21 protein-coding genes are annotated in these 23587 nt (G+C 70.8%); 11 read left to right on the forward strand and 10 right to left on the reverse strand.

The window, feature by feature from the left end; all coding sequences use genetic code 11:
* Positions 1 to 624: 624 nt before the first annotated feature.
* The 5 genes from OG444_RS03110 to OG444_RS03130 are packed head-to-tail and all read left to right on the forward strand — an operon-like array spanning position 625 to position 4870.
* The gene (locus tag OG444_RS03110; RefSeq protein WP_327260611.1) at positions 625 to 2082 is read left to right on the forward strand and encodes a sensor histidine kinase; all 1458 of its coding nucleotides are present in this window, start codon (positions 625 to 627) and stop codon (positions 2080 to 2082) included.
* Positions 2083 to 2102: 20 nt separating this feature from the next.
* Positions 2103 to 2492, forward strand: coding sequence for a roadblock/LC7 domain-containing protein (locus tag OG444_RS03115; RefSeq protein WP_327266643.1), 390 nt, complete (start codon positions 2103 to 2105; stop codon positions 2490 to 2492).
* The gene (locus OG444_RS03120; protein ID WP_327260612.1) at positions 2489 to 2845 is read left to right on the forward strand and encodes a DUF742 domain-containing protein; all 357 of its coding nucleotides are present in this window, start codon (positions 2489 to 2491) and stop codon (positions 2843 to 2845) included. The genes OG444_RS03115 and OG444_RS03120 overlap by 4 nt, the downstream gene beginning before the upstream one ends.
* The gene (locus OG444_RS03125; RefSeq protein WP_327260613.1) at positions 2826 to 3449 is read left to right on the forward strand and encodes a GTP-binding protein; all 624 of its coding nucleotides are present in this window, start codon (positions 2826 to 2828) and stop codon (positions 3447 to 3449) included. The genes OG444_RS03120 and OG444_RS03125 overlap by 20 nt, the downstream gene beginning before the upstream one ends.
* Positions 3446 to 4870, forward strand: coding sequence for a cytochrome P450 (locus OG444_RS03130; RefSeq protein WP_327260614.1), 1425 nt, complete (start codon positions 3446 to 3448; stop codon positions 4868 to 4870). The genes OG444_RS03125 and OG444_RS03130 overlap by 4 nt, the downstream gene beginning before the upstream one ends.
* Positions 4871 to 4973: 103 nt before the next feature.
* Here OG444_RS03130 and OG444_RS03135 read toward each other — a convergent pair whose 3' ends face one another.
* Together OG444_RS03135 and OG444_RS03140 are read right to left on the reverse strand one after the other, a co-directional pair.
* Positions 4974 to 6062 carry a terpene synthase family protein gene (locus tag OG444_RS03135; protein ID WP_327260615.1) on the reverse strand — a complete coding sequence of 363 codons (1089 nt, stop codon included), beginning with the start codon at positions 6060 to 6062 and terminating at the stop codon, positions 4974 to 4976.
* A gap of 474 nt (positions 6063 to 6536) precedes the next feature.
* Positions 6537 to 7004, reverse strand: coding sequence for a Fur family transcriptional regulator (locus OG444_RS03140; RefSeq protein WP_327260616.1), 468 nt, complete (start codon positions 7002 to 7004; stop codon positions 6537 to 6539).
* A 286-nt stretch (positions 7005 to 7290) separates the two neighbouring features.
* On the opposite strand from OG444_RS03140, the gene katG reads away from it, so the two are divergent.
* On the forward strand, positions 7291 to 9480 hold the full coding sequence (katG, locus tag OG444_RS03145; protein WP_327260617.1) for a catalase/peroxidase HPI: 2190 nt from the start codon (positions 7291 to 7293) through the stop codon (positions 9478 to 9480).
* Positions 9481 to 9703: 223 nt separating this feature from the next.
* Entirely contained in the window at positions 9704 to 10309 is a 606-nt protein-coding gene (locus tag OG444_RS03150) for a hypothetical protein (RefSeq protein WP_327260618.1), read from the forward strand.
* Positions 10310 to 10467: 158 nt separating this feature from the next.
* On the opposite strand, the gene OG444_RS03155 is transcribed toward OG444_RS03150, so the two are convergent.
* From OG444_RS03155 to OG444_RS03175, 5 genes are all read right to left on the reverse strand, one after another.
* On the reverse strand, positions 10468 to 12066 hold the full coding sequence (locus OG444_RS03155) for a hypothetical protein (RefSeq protein WP_327260619.1): 1599 nt from the start codon (positions 12064 to 12066) through the stop codon (positions 10468 to 10470).
* Positions 12067 to 12209: 143 nt separating this feature from the next.
* The gene (locus OG444_RS03160; protein ID WP_327260620.1) at positions 12210 to 12875 is read right to left on the reverse strand and encodes a GNAT family N-acetyltransferase; all 666 of its coding nucleotides are present in this window, start codon (positions 12873 to 12875) and stop codon (positions 12210 to 12212) included.
* A gap of 156 nt (positions 12876 to 13031) precedes the next feature.
* The gene (locus OG444_RS03165; protein ID WP_327260621.1) at positions 13032 to 13397 is read right to left on the reverse strand and encodes a hypothetical protein; all 366 of its coding nucleotides are present in this window, start codon (positions 13395 to 13397) and stop codon (positions 13032 to 13034) included.
* A gap of 256 nt (positions 13398 to 13653) precedes the next feature.
* Complete coding sequence (locus OG444_RS03170) at positions 13654 to 14145, reverse strand: SRPBCC family protein (RefSeq protein WP_327260622.1); 492 nt, start codon at positions 14143 to 14145, stop codon at positions 13654 to 13656.
* Positions 14146 to 14254: 109 nt separating this feature from the next.
* Positions 14255 to 15709 (reverse strand): RNB domain-containing ribonuclease, encoded by a 1455-nt coding sequence (locus OG444_RS03175; protein ID WP_327260623.1) that lies wholly within the window; start codon positions 15707 to 15709, stop codon positions 14255 to 14257.
* Positions 15710 to 15933: 224 nt separating this feature from the next.
* Between OG444_RS03175 and OG444_RS03180 the strand changes: the two genes are divergently transcribed.
* On the forward strand, positions 15934 to 16569 hold the full coding sequence (locus tag OG444_RS03180; RefSeq protein ID WP_327260624.1) for a hypothetical protein: 636 nt from the start codon (positions 15934 to 15936) through the stop codon (positions 16567 to 16569).
* Here OG444_RS03180 and OG444_RS03185 read toward each other — a convergent pair.
* Positions 16562 to 17488: a hypothetical protein gene (locus OG444_RS03185; RefSeq protein ID WP_327260625.1), complete on the reverse strand. Its 927-nt coding sequence runs from the start codon at positions 17486 to 17488 to the stop codon at positions 16562 to 16564. The genes OG444_RS03180 and OG444_RS03185 overlap by 8 nt on opposite strands.
* 163 nt (positions 17489 to 17651) lie before the next feature.
* Positions 17652 to 18437 carry a hypothetical protein gene (locus OG444_RS03190; RefSeq protein ID WP_327260626.1) on the reverse strand — a complete coding sequence of 262 codons (786 nt, stop codon included), beginning with the start codon at positions 18435 to 18437 and terminating at the stop codon, positions 17652 to 17654.
* A gap of 160 nt (positions 18438 to 18597) precedes the next feature.
* On the opposite strand from OG444_RS03190, the gene OG444_RS03195 reads away from it, so the two are divergent.
* On the forward strand, positions 18598 to 19134 hold the full coding sequence (locus OG444_RS03195; protein WP_327260627.1) for an NUDIX hydrolase family protein: 537 nt from the start codon (positions 18598 to 18600) through the stop codon (positions 19132 to 19134).
* Positions 19135 to 19191: 57 nt separating this feature from the next.
* Here the strand turns inward: OG444_RS03195 and OG444_RS03200 are convergent, their stop codons facing one another.
* A complete protein-coding gene (locus OG444_RS03200; RefSeq protein ID WP_327260628.1) occupies positions 19192 to 19764 on the reverse strand; it encodes a TetR/AcrR family transcriptional regulator in 573 nt (190 codons plus the stop codon).
* A gap of 148 nt (positions 19765 to 19912) precedes the next feature.
* Between OG444_RS03200 and OG444_RS03205 the strand changes: the two genes are divergently transcribed.
* Both OG444_RS03205 and OG444_RS03210 read left to right on the forward strand, forming a co-directional pair.
* The gene (locus tag OG444_RS03205; RefSeq protein ID WP_327260629.1) at positions 19913 to 20704 is read left to right on the forward strand and encodes an SDR family NAD(P)-dependent oxidoreductase; all 792 of its coding nucleotides are present in this window, start codon (positions 19913 to 19915) and stop codon (positions 20702 to 20704) included.
* A gap of 316 nt (positions 20705 to 21020) precedes the next feature.
* The gene (locus OG444_RS03210) at positions 21021 to 23477 is read left to right on the forward strand and encodes a CehA/McbA family metallohydrolase (protein ID WP_327260630.1); all 2457 of its coding nucleotides are present in this window, start codon (positions 21021 to 21023) and stop codon (positions 23475 to 23477) included.
* Positions 23478 to 23587 lie beyond the last annotated feature (110 nt).

The following is a 23587-nucleotide window of genomic DNA, read 5'->3' on the forward strand; positions in this document are numbered from 1 at the left end:
ACCGCGACGGCGGGTCGTTGACCATGTGCCGCACGGCCCCCGGCCGGCGCCGCGCCCAGCGCCCGCCCTGCCGCCCCCTCCGCCCACCGCGTCCGGCCCGCTCGCGTTCCGGCCGATGACGAGAGCACACGCCCGGGCCGGCACCCGCGCCGACGGACCCGGCACGTGGACGCCCCGCCGAAGGAGGCGGCCGACGCCGGGGCGCGGAGCCGCGGCCGGCAGGCTGCCAGATCCGGTCGATTCCATGCGTTCACCCGTGTGCGTCCTGACAGAGATCGATCAATTCTGGGCCCAGGTCGGTCAACGCGGCGGTTCCCGTTACTGCAAGGTCACATGGTGTACCCGAACTGACTATTCTCCCCTGCGTGTTGCGCCGCACTCACGGTGAGTGAGCGAAGCAGTGTCGCGCGCGGATGGAGAGCCCGGCCGCAGGGAGGCGTGACCACCGATGCGATCTCGAACCGACCTGTCGGGGGCACCCATGACCTCACTCGCGCCCGGCCGGGCGATGCCCCGTCCGCTCCCGTCACCGCGCCGCACCACCCCCAGTCCACTCAATCCAGACTGTTTAGGGACCCCTCGATGGTTCGTACCGGTTCAACCCCTGGAGGCCTGCCACGTGCAATGGCTCCGGCATGGCTCATCCCTCCCGGCCTTCTGGCCGGTGCATGCGGCATAGCGCTGATCTTCGTCCCCGCGCAGATACGTACGCCGGTTGCCTGGTGCGGTCTCGTCGCGGTCGTCCTGACTGCCATCACCTCGGCCGAGACGGCACGCCGGGCGCGCGCGGCGGAGCAGGCCCGGCACGCGCGGGTGACTGCCGATGTCCACCAGTACTACGCGCAACGCGAAGCAGCGCTGTTCGGACGCCTGTCGGACCAGCGGGCCACCACGGTATGGCTCGCGGAGGAGCTGCTCCCCGCGGCCGTCGCCCGGATGCAGAAGGGTGACCCTGCCTCGGAGATCCTGCAGGCCGTCACGTTCGGGGACCACCTCGACATCGAGTTCGCCGAAGCCCTCCGCGCGGCTCTGCGCACGCTCCTGGAAGCGGTCGAGGCCGAGGAGCAGACGCGCGACTCCTCCCAGCGGGCCCTGGTGGCGATCGCGCGCCGCGTCCAGGCGATCGTCCACCAGCTCGCCAAGGACCTCCGTGACATGCAGATCCTGCACGGGACGGACATCGTCGTCTCCCACGGTCTGCAGGCCATCGACCACCGCAACGCCCTGATCGGGCGCCTCGCGGCCAGTGTCGCGGTCCTGGGCGACGCACGGCCCGGCCGTCAGTGGTCGAAGGCGATCCCGCTCTACGACGTCGTACGGGGCGCCATGTCGCGCATCGTGGACTACCCCCGCGTCAAGCTGCAGTCGGTCACGGAGGTCGCCGTCATCGGCCAGGGGGCCGAGCCCCTCATCCACCTGCTGGCCGAACTCCTCGACAACGCCACCACCTTCTCGCCTCCGCACACCCCGGTCGAGGTGAGCGCGAGCGAGGTGCCGTCCGGCATCGCCATCGAGATCGAGGACCGCGGGGTGGGGCTCACCGAAGAGGTCCGGCAGCGCATCGACCGCGTGATGGCACAGGGGTCCTCCAGCCTGGACCTGTCCGACCTGGGCGAGGCGACCCAGCTCGGCCTGCCCGTCGTCAGCCGGCTGGCCCGCGAGAACGGCCTCGAGGTCGATCTGCGCCCCTCCGCATACGGCGGCGTACGGGCCGTGGTGCTCGTGCCGCGACGCCTGATCACCACCGTCGAGCAACAACCCCAGAAAGTCCAGCCGTTCGCGCCGAGGCGCACGGGCGCTCCGATCCTGCCGAGGCCGACGATGGTGCGGGAGACCGCAGGAGATTCCGTCGAGGTCGGGCAGACCGCGAACGGGCTGCCGCAGCGGCGACGGGAATCGCCCGTCCCGACGCCCGTCGTCCGCACGGCCCCCCAGCCCCCCGTCGCCCCGACCGCCTTCCCCTCGAAGCCCGGGAGCGCGGCCCGGCAGCCGGGCTTGATGTGGGAGGCGTTCAGCGGCGAGAAGAGATCCGGTACCGGCCCCTCCCTCCAGTCCATCGAGTCATCAGATGAGGATGAGTAACCGTGACGCCACTGCCCAACATGGACTGGATGCTCAAGGAGCTCGCGTCCAGCGTCCCTTACGTACGACACGTGGTCGTGCTTTCGTCGGACGGTCTGTGCATCGGTCAAGCGAACACGGAGACCGACACCGCTGACGCGATCGCCGCCGCCTGCTCGGGAATGCAGAGCCTGGCGAAGGCCATCGCGCAGAAGTTCCCGCACGGAAACGGCTCGACGCGCATGGTCGGGATCGAGGTCGACGGCGGGTACTTCTCCCTGATGGCGGCCGGACCCGGGGCCTACCTCGCGGTACTGGCCGATGAGGAGGTGGATGCGGGGCTGCTGGGCGATCGGATGCGTACGCTCGTGTTCAGGATCGGCCAGCACATGACAAGCCCGCCTCGGGATGACGTCGGGCAGGCGATGTGACATCAGAGCACCACGGCGCATGGGACGAAGGCAGTCCCGTACCCCTTTACGTCATCTCCGGTGGTCCCGGTTCCTCGGCGAAGGCCTTCGACCTGGTCACCCTCATCACATCGAGGTCCGCACCCGAACCCGCGATGCAGCCCGAGCAGGCGTCGATCCTGGCCATGTGCCAGTACCCGTTGTCGGTGGCCGAGATATCCGCGTATCTCAGCCTGCCGTTCAGCGTGCTCACGGCCCTGCTCTCCCAGCTCGTCGAGGACGGGCGGGTCGAGGCGATCGCCCCCGTTCCCGTCTCCGCGGTCCCCGAACTCGGCCTTCTGGAGGCGGTGATCCATGGACTACGCAATCTCTGACCAACCCGCCGCCGGCCCCAGCGGCACCGACGTGCTGCTGCCGCACGGCGCCAGGGGGGTCAAGGTGGTGATCGTCGGCGGCTTCGGGGTCGGCAAGACCACGATGGTCGGGGCGGTGAGCGAGATCGCTCCCCTGACCACCGAAGAGACCATGACGCAGGCCGGCGTCGGGATCGACAACAATCCCGGTGCCGAGGGCAAGAACACCACCACCGTCGCCATGGACTTCGGCCGCATCAGCATCAACGAGGAACTGATCCTCTATCTCTTCGGGACGCCGGGCCAGGAGCGCTTCTGGTTCCTGTGGAACGGCATCTTCGAAGGCGCGCTCGGCGCCGTGGTCCTCGTCGACACCCGCAGGATCGAAGTCTGCTTCGAGATCATCACCCGACTGGAAGACCGCCGCGTCCCCTTCGTCGTGGCCGTCAACTCCTTCCCCGAGGCCCCGCAGCACCCGATGGCAGCCCTGCGCTCCGCTCTGGACCTCAACGAATCCGTACCCATCGTCGCCTGCGACGCGCGCGACCGGTCGTCCTGCCGCGACGCCCTGCTCTCGCTGATGGGTTACCTGTGCACCCTCGCCGCCGCCCAGGAGTCCGCATGACCGTCCCGCCCACCGACCGCGCCGCGACCGATCCGCGGCTCGCCCCTCCCCCGGGATGCCCGGCCCACGCCGCCACGGGCGCCGCAGGAGTGACCCGGCTCCACGGCACCGCTGCCGAGACCGACCCCATGGGCCTGTACGAGAAGCTGAGGGCCGAGCACGGTCCGGTGGCGCCCGTCCTGCTCGAAGGGGACGTACGTGCGTGGCTCGTCCTCGGATACCTCGAGAACCGTGACGTGGCCACCCGCTCCACCCAGTTCTCCCGCGACCCCCGCACCTGGCACGGCTGGAGGAGCGGCGAGATCGACCCGGAGACCTCGCCGCTCGTGCCGATGATCGGCTGGCGTCCCGACTGCGTGTGCGCGGACGGCGAGGAGCACCAGCGCCTGCGCGGCGCCGTCACGGCCGGACTGAATCAGTTCGACCAGCGCGGCGTCCGCCGTCACATCACCCGTTTCGCACACCAGTTGATCGACGAGTTCAGCGAGAAGGGCCGGACGGAGCTGGTCGGTGAGTTCGCCGAGCCCCTGCCGATGCTCGTACTCACCAACCTGCTCGGCATGCGGGACGAGGACGCTCCCAAGCTCGTCCATGCCGCCCGGGACCTCTTCAAGGCCACCGAGACGTCCCTCGCCAGCAATGCCTACGTGCTGGAGACCCTCAAGCAGCTCGTCGCTGCCAAGCGGGTCCTGCCCGGGCAGGACATCGCATCCGTACTGATGGCCCACCCGGCCGGTCTCAGTGACGAGGAGGTGCAGCACCACCTGCGCCTCATCCTGCTCGCAGGCTATGAGACGACCGCCAACCTCATGGCCAACGTGCTGCGGATGTCGGTCACCGATCCGCGGTTCCGCGGATCGCTCGCCGGTGGCCAGATGACCCTGCCCGAGGCGGTGGAGCAGGTGCTGTGGGACGAACCGCCGCTGATGGTGTGTCCGGGCCGCTGGGCCACCGGAGACACCACGCTCGGCGGGCAGGAGATCAAGGCGGGCGACATGCTGCTGCTCGGCCTGGCCGCCGGCAACGTCGACCAGGCGGTCCGCCAGGACCCCACGACCCGCGTGCACCACAACCGCGCGCACCTGTCCTTCAGTGCGGGCGCCCACGAGTGCCCCGGCCAGGACATCGGGCGTGTCATCGCCGACACGGGCATCGACATCCTGCTCACCCGGCTGCCCGACATCAGCCTGGCCGTCCCCGAGTCCGATCTCACCTGGCGTTCCTCGACGTGGGCCCGCCATCTGACGGCGCTGCCCGTGAAGTTCGCCGCCCGTCCTCGTGAAGCCCGTGAGCTGCGGGCGACGCCCCTGCCGGCGCCGCCCGCACCGACCACCGGGATGCCGATGGCACCGCGCATGCCGGACTCCGTACCGCGGATCTCGTGGCGGGCGCGGCTGAAGCGGTTCCTGCGGATGCGATAGGCCCGGTACGGCGCATCTGCGTCGGGCCCACGACGAGGGGCCGGCGGACGCTATCGTCCGCCGGCCCCTCGTCGTGTCCCCCACCCGGTGCGCGGTGCCGGACCTACGTGGCCGAGGGGCAGGGCTCGCGGGCGGGCACCGTGGCGCCCGCCGTCCGTTGCTCGGGGACGGAACCGCTCGCGGGCGCGTAGCGGGGTGCCCCGGTGTACCAGGCGTGGAGGCCGGACAGGAAGCTCCAGGCTCCGTTGATCCACGCCTCCAGCTCGATCTGTTCGCCGTGGTCCAGTCCGGATCTCCTGACGAGCGGGGGCAGTTCGCTCTCTATGAGGTGCTCGAAGTGGCGCAGCCGGGCCGTGACCAGGTCCGCGGCGGCGTCCATCGCCTCCTGGACGCTCAGGCCCAGGGACGTCTCGAGGACGACAACGAGGTTGTTGACGTCGTACTCGTCGTGGACCTCCCGGTGGTAGGAGGCGATGTCGTTCGCCAGGCCCATGTAGTCCATGAAGGCGTCGAGGAGAGCGCCGACGGTCCGGCTGTGCCGGATCTGCTCGGGGATCCGGGCGCCGGTGGCGAGTTCGACGGAGTAGGGGGCGGTGTACGCGGCGAAGCTCTCCCGGCGGAACTGGGCGTACTCGATGAGGTCGGGGACGCGGCCGGAGCGGCTGTTGACCAGTTCCTGGACTCCGGCGTCGATGTAGCGTGCCAGCGCCCGGTTGAGCCCCTGGCGCCAGTGCGCGAGCGCCGGCGGGAACAGGCGTTGCTGGAGGTCGGCCATTCCCTTCTCGACGGCATTGGCCGGTTCCGGCAGCCGGGTGCCCGGCTCAGGGGACAGGAAGACGTGGAGACGTGCGGTGAAGGCCTGCGCGCCCGCGAGGTCGCCCGTCTGTTTGAAGGCGGAGGCGAAGTAGTCGTCCCAGGCCAGGGCCCAGAGGTTGAACCGGTGATTGAGCCGGAGCCCGACGAGCGAGGCGTCGGGGAGCGTCCATGCGGTCAGCTGGTCGACGGCCATGGCCCGGAACTGGGACCGGGTCCATATCGGCGCGGCGGACGGCGCGGCGTCGCCGGCCAGCATGCCCATCTCGCGCGCCCACGTCTCGGTCTCCTCGCGCAGGACCGGCAGGTAAGGATTCAGCCGCACCGGGTACGGCATCCGCAGCTTGGGAAGTTCGATGTCCTGCACTGTCACTGTCATGGGATCCCTACCTCCCTTTCGGCGCACATCGGTGTGCGGACCACGAGCGCGAGCGGGCTGCCCTTCGGAGGCAACCCCAGGTCAGGGGCGTGAACGGCCTGTCGGAGACGCGCTGCGACAGGCAAGGACGTGGACGCGCTGCACATTCGGGGGTGGGCGGGCCGACCGGCTCGGTGCCGGGGTGCGGCCATCCGCTGCTGCCACGGGGACGGATGTCATCGAACAGTTCTCGCCATTTGGCGCATCAACCCTTCCCCCTGCGACCGATCTGCAACCCCACACGGTTGCCTTCGGCCACGATCAGAACAGGATTATGCAAAAAGAAACGATCCCTCTGGTCGGGTTTGGCTCAAATTCGATCCCAAAGCGGGCCCCACCGGCGGCGTCTCGGCACGCCGTCGGCCCGGGGCGGGCCGGCCCACCCGGGGGGCATGCGCGAGGACGCGGGACGGCCGGCGCCTCCCCCGCGGGAGCTCACGGCCTCCGGGACGGATGGGCTGTGGGCACCTGCGCCCGAGCTGCTTCCCGCAGGGACGGCGCGCAGGAGGGGCACAGGCCCCGGTAGGTGACCTCGACCTCGGACACGGTGTAGCCGAACCGCTCCTCCATCGGCAGGTCGGCCGGCGCGGCGGTGGTGCGGACGTCGCGGATGATGCCGCAGCCGGAACACACCAGGTGCTGGTGCGGGTGACGGGTGTTGGGGTCGAAGCGCTTCGCGCGGCCCTGTACGCAGACCTCCGCAACCTCACCGATCGATACCAGCTCAGCCAGGGTGTTGTAGACGGTCGCCCGGGCGATCTCGGGCAGGCGCTCGGCCGCGCGGGCGTGCACCTCGTCGGCGGTGAGGTGCACGTGATCGCCGGCGAGGACCTCCACGACGACACGCCGCTGGGACGTCATCCGCCAGCCGCGCCCTCGCAGCCGCACCAGCAGCTCGCTCATATCGGCTCACCTTTCGAATTCGCGGGGACCCGGAAACCTTAGCGAGATCGGTCCGGGCCCGCCCGGAACAGCATCGGGCATTCCTTCACCGGCAGGCCGCTCACGATCATCTGAAGATGTCACCGAAATATCGGCCGTCGGCCCACGACCCCGCTTCTTGGGCGGAAGCGCCCTGCGTGTTCTCGTGGCCGCGAGCCCTCCGGTGCGCGACCATACGGACGCACCGAGAAGACGAACGCACTTGCATCCGGCAGATGGAAGAATCGACACAGGAAGAAGGACGGACGTGTCCGGCAGCGACAGCGAGAACCCAGTAATTCCTGCCCCGACCCCTGCGCCGACTCGCCCCCGGTCGAATCGGGACTGGTGGCCCAATCAGCTGGACCTTCAGGTTCTGCACCAGCGATCGCCTCTGGCCGACCCGATGGACGAGGGCTTCAGCTACGCGGAAGAGCTCGCGACCCTGGACCTCGACGCCCTGAAGCAGGACGTCTTCGAGGTGATGACGGCCTCGCAGGACTGGTGGCCCGCGGACTACGGCCACTACGGGCCGCTCTTCATCCGGATGAGCTGGCACGCCGCGGGCACGTACCGGATCGCCGACGGCCGCGGTGGCGGCGGAGCCGGCGCGCAGCGATTCGCTCCCCTCAACAGCTGGCCGGACAATGCGAGCCTCGACAAGGCGCGCCGTCTGCTCTGGCCGGTCAAGCAGAAATACGGCCGGAAGATCTCATGGGCCGACCTCCTGGTGTTCGCCGGCAACTGCGCCATGGAATCGATGGGGTTCAAGACTTTCGGATTCGCTTTCGGGCGCGAGGACATCTGGGAACCCGAGGAGATTTTCTGGGGTCCGGAGGACACCTGGCTCGGAGATGAGCGCTACAGCGGCGACAGGGAACTCACCGGGCCTTTCGGCGCCGTTCAGATGGGGCTGATCTACGTCAATCCGGAAGGTCCCAACGGGGATCCGAACCCGATCGCCGCCGCCCGGGACATTCGCGAGACGTTCGCCCGCATGGCCATGAACGACGAGGAAACGGCCGCGCTCATCATCGGCGGCCACACGTTCGGCAAGTGCCACGGTGCGGTCGGTGCCGAATACATCGGTCCCGAGCCCGAGGCCTGTCCCGTCGAGCAGCAGGCCATCGGCTGGAAGAACACCTACGGCAGCGGCAAGGGCGTCGACGCGGTCACCAGTGGGCTCGAGGGCGCCTGGACCTCCGCGCCCACGAAGTGGGACAACGGCTACCTGGACAACCTATTCGGCTACGAATGGGAGCTGACGACCAGTCCGGCCGGTGCGCAGCAGTGGACTCCCGTCGACCCCGCTGCCCAGGGCACGGTGCCGGACGCCCATGATCCGTCGAAGAAGCACGCGCCGATGATGCTGACGACGGACCTCGCGCTGCGCATGGATCCGGTCTACGGGCCGATCGCGAAGCGCTTCCACGAGAACCCGGACGAGCTCGCCGAGGCGTTCGCCAAGGCCTGGTACAAGCTGTTGCACCGCGACATGGGCCCGGTCTCCCGTTACCTCGGCCCGTGGGTCCCCGAACCGCAGCTGTGGCAGGACCCCGTCCCCGAGGTCGACCACACGCTGGTCTCGGACGAGGACGTCGCCTCCCTCAAGGCGACGATCCTCGCCGCCGGGCTGTCCGTCCCCCAGCTGGTCACCACCGCCTGGGCATCGGCGTCGAGCTTCCGGGGCACCGACAAGCGGGGCGGGGCCAACGGGGCCCGGATCCGGCTCGCGCCGCAGAAGGACTGGGCGGTCAACGACCTGCCCGAGGTGGCTGCGGTGTTGCAGTCGCTCGAGCAGATCCAGCAGGACTTCAACCGGGCGCAGTCCGGCGGGACGAAGGTCTCCCTCGCCGACCTGATCGTGCTGGGCGGGTGTGCTGCCGTCGAGCAGGCCGCGAAGAGCGCCGGTCACGACATCAAGGTCCCGTTCGCACCGGGGCGTACGGACGCCTCGCAGGAGCAGACCGACGTGGAGGCGTTCGCCGTACTCGAGCCCAAGGCGGACGGGTTCCGCAACTACCTCCAGGCCGGAGAGAAGCTGTCACCGGAGTCCCTGCTGCTGGACCGAGCCTGCCTGCTGACCCTGACCGCACCGGAGATGACGGTTCTCGTCGGCGGCATGCGGGCCATGAACACCGGTCACGGGCAGGCCCAGCACGGCGTCTTCACACAGCGCCCGGGGGTGCTGACGAACGACTTCTTCGTGAACCTGCTCGACATGGGCACGGAGTGGAAGGCGTCGGACTCGGCGGAGAACGTGTTCGAGGGCCGCGATCACGCCACGGGCAAGGTCAAGTGGACGGCCACCGCGGTCGACCTCGTCTTCGGTTCCCACGCCCAGCTCCGGGCGCTGTCGGAGGTCTACGCCTCGAAGGACGCGGGAGAGAAGTTCGTGCGCGACTTCGTCACCGCCTGGGACAAGGTGATGAACCTCGACCGGTTCGACCTCGCCTAGCCGATGGGCCGGTCCGGCCGGTCCGGTCGGTCGGTCGGTCGGTCGGTCGATGACCGGTCCGCCGGCCCCGGTGCGCCGACCAGGCGTCGTGCCGGGAACGTTCGTCCGGAAGGCCGGTGGACGAGCCGGGTCCGGCGGTACGGTCGAACGGCCGGCCCCCGCCGGGCCTCACCCGGCGGGGGCCGGTCCTCCTCGACGTCCTGACCCGAACGGGAGCCCGCCGATGCGCCTCTACGCCCAGACGCCAGCACGTCGGAACCGCCAGGTGCTCGCGGATCTGATCGCCGTGTTCCTGGTGGCCGCCGCGGTGTGGTTCGCCCTCGCCGTCCACGACGCGATCATGCTGCTGGCCGAACCGGGCCGGAGGGTCGAGAGCTCGGGCGACAGCCTCGCCAACGAGCTCGAGAACGCCGGTGACGCGGCCTCGAACGTGCCGTTCGTCGGCGATCTCCTGAAGAAGCCGCTCCACTCCGCGGCCGACGCCAGTACCGGGTTCGCCGACGCCGGCCAGTCGCTCCAGGACGCCGTCAGCCAGGTGGCCAACCTGACCGCGCTGGCTCTGATCGTCCTCCCGGTGACCGTCGTTCTGCTGCTGTGGCTGCCCGCACGGCTGCGCTGGATCCGCCGCAGCACCACCCTGCGGCGCCTCTGCGACGCGCCGGGGGGCGCGGACCTGCTCGCCCTGCGCGCCCTCACCGGCCCGGTGCGCGACCTCGCCGCGCTCCCGACCCCTCCTGGCGGTCTCGCCGACGCGTGGCGCCGGGGGGACGAGCAGGTCATCGGCGCCCTCTCCGCGGTCGCACTCAGGCGGGCCGGCCTGCGGCCCTGACCCTAAAGGTTGTTTCACAAGCCCCGTCGGCCGCGAATCAGGTCCGCTTTGACGCGATTCAGCCACCCCGTTCGGTGGCCGGGAAAGCGGACAAACCAGCCGCCTTCGAGCTGGCGCGAGCCGCCTACTCGAGACCCGATCACCTTGTGAAACAACCTTTAGGGGCGGCTGTCGAGCCAGCTCAGCTTGTGCCCGTAGAGCACGCGCTGGCAGTAGTCCGTCCCCACCGGATCGGCGGTGTCCCGGGTTGCCGTGCAGTCGGACGCCGCTCCCGGACGGTGTTCGGAGAGGGACCACAAACGGCCGGTGCCCCGCTCGATGTAGAGGTCCTCGGCGCCACGGGCGGTCTTGACGGGCTGGCCCTTCTGGACCAGCCGGCCGTCGCTCCAGGTGTAGCGCCACAGGTTGCCCGGCTCGTCGGTGCCCTTGGACTCATTCAGGTACAGCGTGCCCTCGTGCACGGCCGCGCCCTGGGCACCGCCGCCTGCCAGCGGCAGGTAGTTGGCCCAGCCCTCCGCGGCGACGTCGGCGGAGCGTCCCTCCAGGGCCGCGACCGGGTACGAGGCGATGCGGCCGGTGGACGGGTAGCCGCTCTCCGGGCGGCAGTACTCGCCCATGATCAGCCGGTCCGGCCTGGTGCTGCGGTCCAGCGAGATGTGGGAGGCCTTGGGGGCGCCGGTCGAGACGCAGGCGTAGGAGCCCTTGGGGTTGCTCTGCGTCGCTTTGAACTTCCAGGCGGCCACCTGCGGCATGACGTAGCGGTAGCCGAAGCTGTACCAGACGTTGTCGTGCCGGCCGACCTTCGTCCTGTCCTCGACGTTGGCGGTGGTCCTGACCCCGTCGGTGTCGGTCCCCATCGCGTCGTGCGTGCGGGGGTCGCCGTCCGGGTCGAGGTCCATGATGGAGCGCATGTCGAAGACGCGCATACCGTTGCGGGTGTCCGCGACGTAGAGGTAGTTGCCGTACCAGACGATCCCGCCGGCGTGGACGCCCTTCTGGATCGGGTACTCGGCGGAGTGCAGTCCGTCGAAGGAGACGTGGTCGGCGGAGTTCACATAGGTCCAGCCCAGCAGGACGTGCCGGTACTTGACCTCGGGACTGCCGGTGGCCGGGTTGGCCCGGCTCTGCACGAAGGTGATCCGGACGCCCTTCTGATTGCAGGCGTCGTTGGCCTCCAGCTCGGCCGGGGTGCAGTCGCCGGCCGTCGGGAGCGGGCCGTTCTCGCGGCCCGGGTCCCAGCCGTCGTAGGAGGCGAACAGCTGGATGTCCCCGGCCTCGCCCCAGAGCTCGTTCTCCTTGGCGTCGGAGACGCCGGTGAAGCCCTGCGGGACCCACTCCTGCGAGACGGAGTCGTCGTCCTGCAGGCAGTACTTGACGTCGGGGTCGGAGGCGGTGCCGAAGGGGTCGCGGGAGCACCACGGCTGGACGGTGCGGTTCGCCCCGGCCAGCAGCCTCTGCACGCCGCCCGACGTGGGGAGCACCGCGTCCAGCCGGGCGACCCGCCTGGTGGTCTCGGCGTTCAGGTCGCCGGGCGACAGCGTGAAGTCGCCGGGTGAGGCCGCGCCGCCGGGAGTGACCGCGGCGCGGCTGCCGAACGACGAGGGTGTGCCCCCGGTCGCGCGGGGCTCCTGGACCCAGGAGCCGGGCAGGTCCGGAGGAAGGTCCTCGGCCTGGGCCGGCGCCACGAGGCCGGTGAACGCGAGCGCTGCCGTGGCGGCGGTCGCGAGCCATGCGCGGCGTATTCGACTTGAGGGCATGCGGGGGTTGCCTCCGTTGCTCATGTGACAGGAGAGTCAAGCGGAGGCTTCCAGAACACTTATACGGAACGCAAGCGTGATCGTTTCTTCAACACACCTGCCCACCAACGGTAGTTGATGACATCAGGGCGGAAGACACCCTCCTAGCGAGGCGCGCGCCCGGCTGCGGGATCGGGGCCGCGCCACATCGGCCAGAGGGTCGGCCCGCCGTTCGGCAGCAGGAGCTCACCGGTGACGCGGAAGCCCAGCTTTTCGTAGAAGGGCACGTTGGTGATGTTGCTGGACTCCAGGTAGGCGGGCTGCCCCAACCGGTCGCAGTCGGCGAGCTGCTGGCGCAGCAGCGCCGAACCGACGCCCATCCCCTGGAGCCCGCGGTCCGTCCCCACGGCCGGCAGGTACCAGTGCGGCTCTGCCGGATGGGCCTCGTGCATGACCTCCTGGACCTCCCCGGCCCGTGGCATCCCTCGGAGGCCGAAGATGCCCGCGTACCGGGGGAGCGCCGCCAGTTCCCGTACGGCGGAGGTGCTCCAGCGCCCGGGTCCCGACCACAGCGCGGCCCCCAGCAGCCGTCCCTCGGCCGTCGCTGCGACGCGTACGGCGCCGGCGCGCGGCCGCTGCTGCCGCCGGGCCAGCCGGAAGTAGCGGGCGATCCGGCGCTCCCGCTCCCCGTCGGCGCCGGGAATCATCCAGGCCATGACCGGATCGTCGGCGAAGGCGCGGGCCAGGAGCGCGGCCACCGCCGCGGACTCGGCGGGCCGGGCGGGCCGGATCCCGTACCCGGCCGACAGCGGTGCTGGACGTGTGCTCATGAGGCCACGGTAGGCAGCGGGACCGGGACGCCCCGCCCCGCGGCGGCGGACACGCCGGAGGCGCCACCCGCTCACCGCCGTCGGCCCGCCCACGGCCAGGGCACGGGGCGCCGCGGCCGGACCCGGGGGTCGCTCGGGCCACGACGCCCCACGGGGTCAGGAAGTGCGCTTCAGCGTCCAGGTGTTGGGGTTGAAGCTGGGGACCGCGGAGTAGCGACAGCCGCTCGAGTAGTAGGTGTTGGTGATGGTCCAGCCGGCGGGCGGCCAGGTGGACGCGCAGGCGTTGACCTGGGTACCGACCGGGTAGCCTCTGAGGTCCTTGATCTGCTTGGTGTTGGGCGTGAAGCCGGAGCCGCACCCGCCGCTGTTCCACCACTGGGTGTCCACCCAGCCGTCCGGGGTGAGCGTGCTGGAGCACATGGTGAGCGTGTCACCGGGTGCCGCCGATGCGGGACTCGCGGAGATCGCCAGGGCGGTGACGGCCATGGTGGCCAGAGCGGCGGCGTACCGGGTGCGGATCACAGAGACGTTCCTCCTAGGCGCGCTGGGAATCGCCGCCGACCATCGGCGGGCCGTTCCAGGCGCCCCGCTATTGCTATCCGACCGGTTCGGACTCCAGAAAGTCACCTTTTGGGCATAACTGCGTGACGGTTTAACGCCGTTGCCGTCGACCGCGGCCTGGTCGCTGGTGAGCTTGGGCCGCGTCTGCCGACGCGTGCGCGGGCGCGGACGCGGGTTCGTGCGGAGAAAGCCCCGTCGTCGATGTTCCGCAGACAGGTCAGGGCTTCGCTTCGCGGACGTCCTTTCCCTCCTCGGCGAACGCCTTGAAGTCCCGCATGTGCTGCAGCGACTGCTTGCGGAAGGCGCCGGGCATCAGGAACCCCACCAGCCGCATCATCAAGCCGCTGAACCGGTACTCGTTCTCGCTCGCCCAGAGCGTCGTCTCCGGACCGGCCTCGGTCAGCCGGTCGCGCACGGCGCTCCACATGCCCTCGCCGACGATCTCGCGGTCGAAGTGAACGACGCTCCCTTTCGGGATCCCGTGCAGGTCTGTCGGTTCCCGGCGCGTGATTGTCTCGGTGCACTCCATCTTCCGCTGCCCCATCTGCATCACGACCCGCGACGTGGTGCCGACCTGCCCGTGCGCGCCGCTCAGCGGCTCATGCAGCACCAGGCCCCGCAGCCACTTCGGCATCTGCGCCGGGTCGGCGAGCAGCTGGACCACTTTCTCGCGCGGCAGGGCGATCTCGAGCGAGACGGTGTACTTCATGGCGGAGCCCTCCGGGTTCCTGAGTGAACGAGCGATCCACTGAGCTCTCACCCGGACGAGGGATGCCCTGCCAAGATCACCGCTCCGTGCGGCCGGGCACGTCCACCCCTTAGGGCACGGTGAAGAGGACCTTGTCCTCGTCCGCGGCGGGGTCCGCCTGCTTGAGCGTGGCCCTGACGCTGGATCCGAGCTGGAGATCCAGGCCGTTGGTCGAGACGACCTTGGCCAGCACCGCCGGGTCGGCCAGGAACACCTTGCCCTCGCGCGGTCTGCCCCGCTCCGCGTCGGTGTCGATGACCGCGGCGTCGAACACCTCGCCCACGCGGTCCTTGAGCACCGCGGCCTCGGCCAGGTCCACGGTCTGCCGGTCCGCCGGGCCGCTCTTCCCCCGTGCCGTGTCGCACGGGATGCAGGACAGGGCGTCGAGCACCCAGTTCGGCGGGGGCTTGTCCGCGCACGCCATCACGCACAGCTCATTGGTGTACCGGTCGACCAGGCGCCGCAGCGGAGCCGTGCAGTGGGCGTACGGGGCCGCCATCGCCGCGTGCATCGTGTACGCCGGCTTCTGGTTGTCGCGGAAGACGGTGTACTCCGCCTTGAGCATCGTGCTCGTGGCCTCGGTGAGGAAGGCCATGTGCTGCTGGTTCCGGGGATCGAGCTTGCGGACCAGCGTGGCGTACGAGATGCCGGGCCGCCAGACGATGCCCAGGGCCTTCGCGATGTCGTGCAGGCGTTTGCTCACGTTCTGATCGGCCTGCTCCTTCTGGGTCCGCAGGATGCCGGTACCCGTGTCGAGCATGATCTGGGCCGCGGACATGCCGGTCATGAGGGAGATCTGCTCGTTCCAGCCCTCGACCGGCAGCGTCGCCACGTAGCGCAGCCGGAACGATCCGTCCTTGAGGATGACCTCCTGGTCCGGCAGGTTCACCGAGATGCCGCCGCGCGCGATTTCGACCGCCTCCCGCAGCTCGCCGATCTCGCGCAGCAGGGCGAGGGAGTCCGACGCCGTGCCGTTCTCGATGGCCTGCTGGGCGTAGGCGTAGTCGAACTGGGCCCGACTGCAGATCATGGCCCGGCTCACGGACGAGTCGGTCAGATTGCCGTGGGCGTCGAGGTCGTGCTGCCACAACAGGGCTGGGCGTTTCTTGTTCGGCAGCAGGCTGGCCGCGTCCTCGGAGAGGACGGGCGGGTGCAGGGGCACCTTGAGGTCGGGGAAGTACAGCGTCTCGATCCTGTCGTGCGCCTCGATGTCCAGAGGGCTGCCCGCCCTGACGAAGGTGGCCACATCCGCGATGGCGTAGTACACGCGGTAGCCGCCACCCGGCCGCCGTTCCAGGTGCATGGCCTGGTCGAGGTCCTTGGAGGCCGGCGGATCGATCGTGAAGAACGGCAGGTGGGTGGCGTCCTTGTCGGGCAAGCGCGCCTCACGCTTGGCCTTGTCGGCCGCATTGAGTACGCGCTTGGGGAAGCTCAGGGGAACCTTCAGCTCCGCGCGGAGTTCCTCCAGCGCGGTGCGCAGAGCGTCCTGGGCCTCGGCAGACATGTGCATCGGGCGGCGTCGCATGCCCCGAGCGTAGGACGGCGGTCACGAACCGGCACGGCGAGCGGGGCCGGCCGGCGGAGGGGACCGCGGCGACGACAGCCGCGCGGGGAGGGGAAGTCCGCGCCCGAGCGGTACCGCCGCCCGGGGAGATTACGCAGTGTCACCGTGCCGGTTCCGTGCTTACGGCGAGCCACTGTGCGACGTTGGGCGCCGACCCGAGTCTGAGCGGAGGGACGGACACCGTGATGCCGGACATCAGACGCGGCTTCGCCGCGGCGACGCTGCTGACAGCCCTCATCATGACCTCCACGGCGTGCGGGGGATCCGACTCCGAGCCCGTCGAGATCCGTGACACCGCAACCACCGGCACGGAGACCAGTACGTCCCCCACCGCGCCGGCGGACGAGGATCTGGGCAAGGTCTTCCCCGGCACCGACGGAGGCTCCGGCGGTGGCACGACGCTGTCCGTGCCGAGGGCACAACTGGATGAGCCCGCCAGAGGCACCATGGAGTTCGCCAACGACCAGCAGGTGCCCCTTACCGTCCAGCCGCTGAGGGCCACGACCGACAGCGGGGAGCTTTCGATCGTCGGGGACGGCTGCACCGGCGTCACACTTCAGCCCCAGGAGACGTGCAGCGTCCAGGTCAGCCACACCGCCCAGGAAGCCGGCACGTGGACGGGCACGGTCACCGCTCCGACCGCCGAGGGGCCCGTGTTCTCGGTGACCCTGACCGGTGAGGCCGTCGAGGCCGCACCGGAGACGACCTCCGAACCCCCGTCGCCGGAGCCCGACGAGACCCCGGAAACCCCCGACGGGACCGAGACCCCGGAGACCCCCGACGGGACCCTGACTCCCACGCCCGAGCCCGAGCTCACCTGACAGACCCCTTCATCTCCACCCGGACCGTGCCGTCGTCGTCCGGGAGCACGACCGTCACGGTGTTCTTGTACCCCCCGTAGTAGGGGACGAGGTAGAAGCGGGTCGGGGTCTTCACCAGGAGGCGAAAGCCTCTGTACCGGTATCGGTAGGGCCCGGCCCGGGCACCCAGGTCCCTGAACGCCACATCCTTGGCGTGGTGGACCAGCGGCAGGCGCGAAAGGACCTCCACGGCCGGGCTTTGCTTCATACCACCGTTCGCGTCAGCCACCGCTTGCGTCTCGCCCGCCATCGCCGCGTACCGGGACACGCCGTAGAACAGGCTCAATGTCAGCATCCCCAGGAGCAACGCCCCGGCCACGAGCCACAGCCGGTCGGCGTCGCGCACCCGAGGGTTCCGCCGCCCGGCATCGTGTTGCCCGAGGCGCACCTGGACGGCGAAGAAGGCCAGGCTGGATCCGAGGGCCACCATGAGGCTGGGCAGCAGCCCGCGGGGCCAGCCCGCGGGGAGGAAGGCGAGCAGGTCTTCCCGGAAGAACACGGGGTAGCCCCCGACCACCCCCAGGAGCAGTCCCACCGCCAGCAGCGCGCGGTACACCGTGCGGCGCCGCCCCTCGTTCTCCGGGCGGGCCAGGGCGTGCCCGAGCCAGCCGAGCACCAGCAGGACGACGAGCCCGCAGACGAGCAGCATCCAGACCGGGAAGAAGAGGGCCTTCGGGCTGCGCGCGAGGACGGCCTCGACGGAGATGGGCAGGTCGCTGACCGGGACGCCGAACGCACGGTAGTAGGCCTCGTTGTACTGGTTGCCGAAGTAGTAGAGCAGCCCGAGTACGACGGCCCCGGGCGCCGCGACGTACGCCGCCTTGTCCAGGAACGACCATCTGGGAGGTGCCGACACGGGCCGTCGCGCCTTCACGGACATGCGCTCAGTCTGTCCGCCCGTCCCCGTGCCCGCACGTAATGGCCGCCCGCCCGGCTGACATCCCGCCGTACCGGTGAGGCCAAAACCGGCGGCAGGCCGGGAGCCCGCCGAGCGTCGTGGTCGGTCCGTGGGCGCGAGAGCCGGGTATCGCGTTCCGTCGCCGTCAGCCGATCGGCTGCCTGGATTCGGCGCGCACTTTGAGGGTCGTCCCCGCGAACGCGGCGAGGTCGATGGATCCGGGCTTCTGCTGCGAGGACTCCGGGGTGACGAAGCCGACCGAGGCGCCCGTGTTCTCGTCGGCCCAGGCGCACATCGGCAGGGAACTCTCGGCCCCGCCCTGCCGCACGGTCACCACCTGGCAGGACACGGTGACGTCGGATCCGGGGGGCGTGATGTCCCGTGCAGGGACCGCCAGGGACGCGCCCTGGGGGTCCGTGGCACCGTCGAGCATCTTCCTGCGGGCGCCCGCGGGGTCCTTGAACCGGCCGTACATTCCCGAGATGACCAGGGCACTCGCCCCGTTCGACGATGCGGAGGTGTACTGGCCGACCGCCGGCTTCGGATCGCGGATCTTCGAGTCGTAGCTGCCGCTCAGGGCTTCCTTGCCCTCTGTGGCCGAAAGGTCCTGGACCAGCTTGTACTCGCCGCCCACCAGCGTCTCGGGAACGGTCAGCCGGTACCTGGCCTCGGGGAAGCCGGATCCGCCCAACGAGGCCGCGAACGCGGCGAATGCGCCGAGCGCCACCAGCGACCCCGCGACGATCCCGATCACCATGCCCGTCCGGCTCTTGCGCTGCGGCGTGCCCATCGGCGGCTGCCCCCAGGCTCCTTGACCGGGGTACGGCTGCTGGTACGCGGGCTGCGCGGCGTACGGCTGCGCACCGTACGGGTTCGGGGGCTGCGGGGGCCCGTACGGGCCGGGGGACTGCGGGGGCGGGGGCATGCTCATGCCCGAACGGTACGTCAGCCCGGCACGCGCCCGGCACGCGCCCGGGACCGACCGTCGCACCCTTCCCGTGCCCCCGCCCTCCCTGGCAACGGGGTTCCGCGCCAAAGCTCGTGGACGTGTGATCTGGGCCGGGGCCCACGAGGGAACGTAGGATCAAGGAATGTCTGACACGACCGAAACCACGCCCGGCTGGCTGAGCAGCGACGAGCTGAACACGGCCCGGGCCCGGATGCCGATCCTGTACGTCGAGGCAGTCCCCGTACGCGTGGACGACACCGGCGAAGTCACAAGCATCGGGCTGCTCCTGCGGATCGGAGCGGACGGGACGATCAACCGGGCGCTGGTGTCCGGCCGTGTCATGCACCACGAGCGGATCCGTGACGCGCTGCTCCGCCACTTGGAAAAGGATCTGGGCCCGGTGGCCCTCCCCCGCATCCCCGCCGCCCTCCAGCCCTTCACGGTCGCCGAGTACTTCCCCACGGTGGGCATCACCCCCTATCACGACCCTCGCCAGCACGCGGTGTCGCTCGCCTACATCGTGCCGGTCGCGGGTGACTGCCGTCCTCGGCAGGACGCCCTGGACCTGGTCTGGTTCAGCCCGCAGGAAGCGCTCTCGGCGGCCGTGCAGGGCGAGATGCCGGGCGGCCACGCGGTGTTGCTGAAGCAGGCCCTCGCGCACCTGGGTTACGCGTACTGAGGTCGCCGCGGCCGCGGCAGGCACCCTGCATGACGCTCACCGGCGCGACCGGCAGGTCTACGGACTCTGCGTCGGGGTGAACTTCGTGAGGATCAGCAGGGTGTCGACGAGGTCCTCGGCCGGGGCGCCGGTCGCCAGGCGGCGCAGCTGCTGCCCGAAGACCAGGGCGACGGCCACGCCGGCCAGGCGCTCGGGGTCCGGGACGCCGAGTTGGGTCAGGATCCGGGTGGCCAGCAGGTCGTAGGCGGCGAAGCACTCGGCCGCGGCGGCGCGCAGCCGTTCGTCGCGGCCGGCCTGGACGTACAGCTCGAACGGCGCGATGTGGCGGCTGTCGAAGGCGTTGCCGCCCGCGACCTGTGCCACCACCTCGGCCGCCTGGCCGATGTCGAACTGCTCGTCGGAGCATGCGTCGGCGAGCGCCGTGAAGTGGCGGGTCTCCTCGGCCACGAAGTGCAGCAGGCTCTCGCGCAGCAGCTCGTGCTGCGTCGCGAAGTGGTAGGTGACGGAACCGAGTGAGACCCCGGCCTCCTTGGCGATCCGCCGATTGGTGACGGCGGCGATGCCGTCCTGACCGATGATCCGCAGCACGGCGTCGATGATGCTCTGGCGGGTGTCGGAAGCAGGGGGCATGGCGCAATTCTGCCCCATCGGGCGGCTGGGCCTTCCCGGAGGGGCCGCGGGGTCGGGGGCTGCCGCGCTGTGGACAAGCAGCGGACTCATCCATACTGTTCGTTCGAACGAACAGTAGAGGGACTTCGTCAGCCGCACGGGAGTGGTCGTGGACATATCCGGATCGAACGTTCTACTGACCGGCGCCACCGGGGGCATCGGCGCCGCCCTGGCAGCGCGCCTGACCGCCCAAGGGGCCCGCCTGACGGTCACCGGGCGGCGCGAGGAAGCCCTCAAGGCCACCGCCGACGCCTGCGGCGCCCGCACCGTGGTCGCCGATCTGGCCGTACGTTCCGATGTCGTACACCTCGCCGAAAGCTGCGCGGAGGCGGACATCCTCGTCGCGAACGCCGCCCTGCCCGCCAGCGGCGACCTGCTGGACTACACCGAGGACCAGCTCGACCGCGCCCTCGACGTCAACCTCCGCGCGCCCCTCATGCTCTCCCGGCTGCTCGCGGAGCACATGGTGGGCCGCGGCCGCGGCCACATCGTGCTGGTCGGTTCCATTTCCGGCAAGGCCGCTACCAAGTCGACCTCCCTGTACAACGCGACGAAGTTCGGGCTGCGCGGATTCGCGCTCGCCCTGCGCCAGGAACTCAGGGGCACCGGCGTGGGAGTGTCCCTGGTCCAGCCCGGATTCGTCCGCGACGCCGGCATGTTCGCGGCCACCGGTGCCACCACGCCGAACGGCATCAGGACCGTCACCCCCGGCCAGGTCGCCGACGGCGTCGTACGAGCCGTCCGGCGCGACCTGTGCGAGGTCAACGTCGCGCCCCTGGAGCTGCGGCTGCTGAGCGCCATCGCCGGGCAGTTCCCCGGGTTCGCCGAGCGAGTCCAGGCCCGGTCGGACGTCGACGGCTCCGTGCGACAGATCGTCGAGGCCCAGCGCTCACGCCGCTAGGCCGTCTCTTTCAGATCTTGCTCCCCCAGGTACCGCGGGGAGGTGCCCCCAGGCCCGCGCTGCCCGGCACCGGACAACGCGGGCTCGGCCGGCACGATCCGAAAGAGACGGCCCAGGCGAGCGGCGCTCCCGTCCTTCGGCGGCGGGACCGCCGCTCGCTCCGACTCCCCCACCCTCCTGCGGAGCCGTTCGCACCCGTTCCGCGCGCATCGGCATTCGCCCCGCATGCACGCACCCGCACCGGCCCGCACCCCCGCATGTACGCACCCGCACCTGCACGCCTTCCCTGCGCCCCACGTGAACGGAGAGCACGGCTGTGCCGAGTGAACACCTCCCGAGCGATGCGCCCGACGCCGGCCCGCACGTCGAGCGCCGGTCCCTCCTCCGATTAGGGGCCCTGCTGGCCGCGGGCGGAGCGGCCGCGCTCGTTCCCGCACCGATCGCGCACTCCGCGACGAGGGGCCAGGGCACCGACACGGTGACCACCACCTACCGGGGCCACTCCCCCCAGGGCAACGACCAGTGGGCATACGTCGCCTTCGACGTACCGGCGGGAGTCCGGCGGATCTCCGTCGCCACCACCCACGACGCCGCCGCCGGCATCCTGGACCTGGGGATCTTCGGCCCGTCCGGCTTCCGCGGCTGGTCGGGCGGCGCACGGACCGGCTTCACCCTCTCCCCCGCCGACGCCACCCCCGGCTACGTGCCCGGGCCCGTGGAGCCCGGCGGCTGGTCGGTCATCCTGGGGCCGATGGTCGGCAGCCCCGGCGGCATGGCCTGGCAGGTCGACGTCACCCTGCACCACGGGGAGACGCTGCCCGGAACCCCGTACGACATCCTGCCGGCCTCGGTGGCCGGGCGGGGCCCCGGCTGGTACCGGGGCGACCTGCACCTGCACAGCGTCCATTCCGACGGGCAGCGCACCGTGGAGGAGATCGTGGCGGCCGCCCGCCAGGAGGGGCTGCACTTCATCGCCACCTCCGACCACAACACCAGCTCCACCGGCGTGACCTGGCGCGGCAACATCCCGACCGACCTGCTGGTCATCAACGCCGAGGAGGTCACCACTCGCCACGGTCACTGGCTGGCGGTCGGCCTGCCGCAGGGCGAGTGGGTGGACTGGCGCTACGGGCCCGCGAACCCGGGGGTGTTCGAGAGTCATGCCCGGCGCGTGCACAGCCTGGGCGGACTCACGATCGCCGCTCACCCGCTCACTCCGGCGGCGGGGTCCTTCTGGGAGTTCGGCCTCGACCGCGTCGACGCGCTGGAGGTGTGGAACGGACCCTGGACCCTGGACGACGCGGCCAACATCGCCGCCTGGCACGTCATGCTCTGCCTCGGCAAGCGGGTCGCCGCCGTCGGCAACAGCGATGCGCACAGCCCCTCGGACGCCGTGGGCCGGCCCCACAACGTGGTGCACGCCAGCAGTCTGTCGACCCCCGCCGTACTGGACGCACTGCGCATGGGCCGTTCGTACGCCGTCGAATCCTCCGCCGTGACGCTGGACTTCACCGCCCGCACCGGCGGATCGGTGGCCGGCCCCGGTGAGGAACTGCCCCTGTCGTTCTTCGACGCCGTCGACGTGACCCTCAACGTGACGGGCGCCCCGGACAGCATCGCCACCCTGTACACCGAGTGGGGCATCATGGCCGCCACCTGTATCGACGGAAGTGGCCGGGGGCAGCTGCGCTGGCGCGGCTGGGGCAAGGCCTCGCTGTTCGCCCGGGCCGAGGTGCGCCGGCCCAAGCCCGCCTCCACCACGCTGGACCAACTGGTGGCCATCACCAACCCGGTGTGGTTCTACTCCGCGCAACTGCCCCCGTACGACGTGGAGCAGCGGGTGCTCTTCCACACCGAGCGGCGTTCCGACGGGTCGTGGAGCAGCATGCGTCCGCTTCCGGCGGCCTCCGGCAGCGGCTCGTTCAAGGGGATCCAGTGCGCCGCGGCCGCGATGGCGGACGGCTCGGTCGTGGTCCTCGGCATCGCGCCGGACAACGGGCTGTGGCTGACCGCCGTACGGGGCTCGGCCACGCTCCAGCCCTGGCAGCGCGTCGCGGGGCCGGACGGAGCGGCCGGGTTCACCGTCCGGGAGGCGGACATCGCGGCCTTCCCCGACGGCACCTGCCAGATCGTGGTGACGGCCATGGACGGCACCACCTTCCACCAGCAGCGGCGCGCCGACGGTGGGCTGCCCGGGTTCCGGGCCCTGGCCGGCTTCACGGCGAAGAGCCTCTGGGGTGCGACGAAGGTGTCGATCACCGCCATGCCCGACGGGTCGGCGCAGCTGCTCAGTTACGGCACGGACGGTGCCATGTACCACTGCGTTCGCGGGCGGGACGGTGTGTGGACCGCGTGGGGACGCCTGGCGGGCTACGGCGGGGCCCCCACGTTCTGCGGACCGGCCCTGGCGATCACCGGGATGCCCGACGGATCCTCCCAGGTCCTCGCGATCGGGCTCGACGGGATCGTCTACCACCAGCTGCGGCGGGCGGACGGTTCCTGGACCGGATTCCGGCCGCCGCGGGGCGTCACCACGCCCACCATGGGCGCCAGCGCCATCGGCATCGCGGGGACGCCCGACGGCTCCGCCCAGATCGTGGCGGTCGGGCTCGACGGGCGGATCTGGCACAACGTCAGGAGGCCGGACGGCTCCTGGAGTCCGTTCGCGCAGATACCCGGCCCGAACGGGAGGGACCCCTTCCCCGCCGGACAGGTCCGCATCACCGCCCGGCGGGACGGCTCCACGCACGTGGCGGCCATCAGCGCCGGCTAGCCGGAGCCCGGTCCGGGCAGGGGCGCCCACCTGCGCGATGCCCGCAGGTGGGACCCGGACCGACCGGCCCCACAGGCCCGACCGGCCCGGCGGTCCGAGCTCGGCGTCGC

Source organism: Streptomyces sp. NBC_01232 (genome assembly GCF_035989885.1).
Taxonomy (GTDB): Bacteria; Actinomycetota; Actinomycetes; order Streptomycetales; family Streptomycetaceae; genus Streptomyces.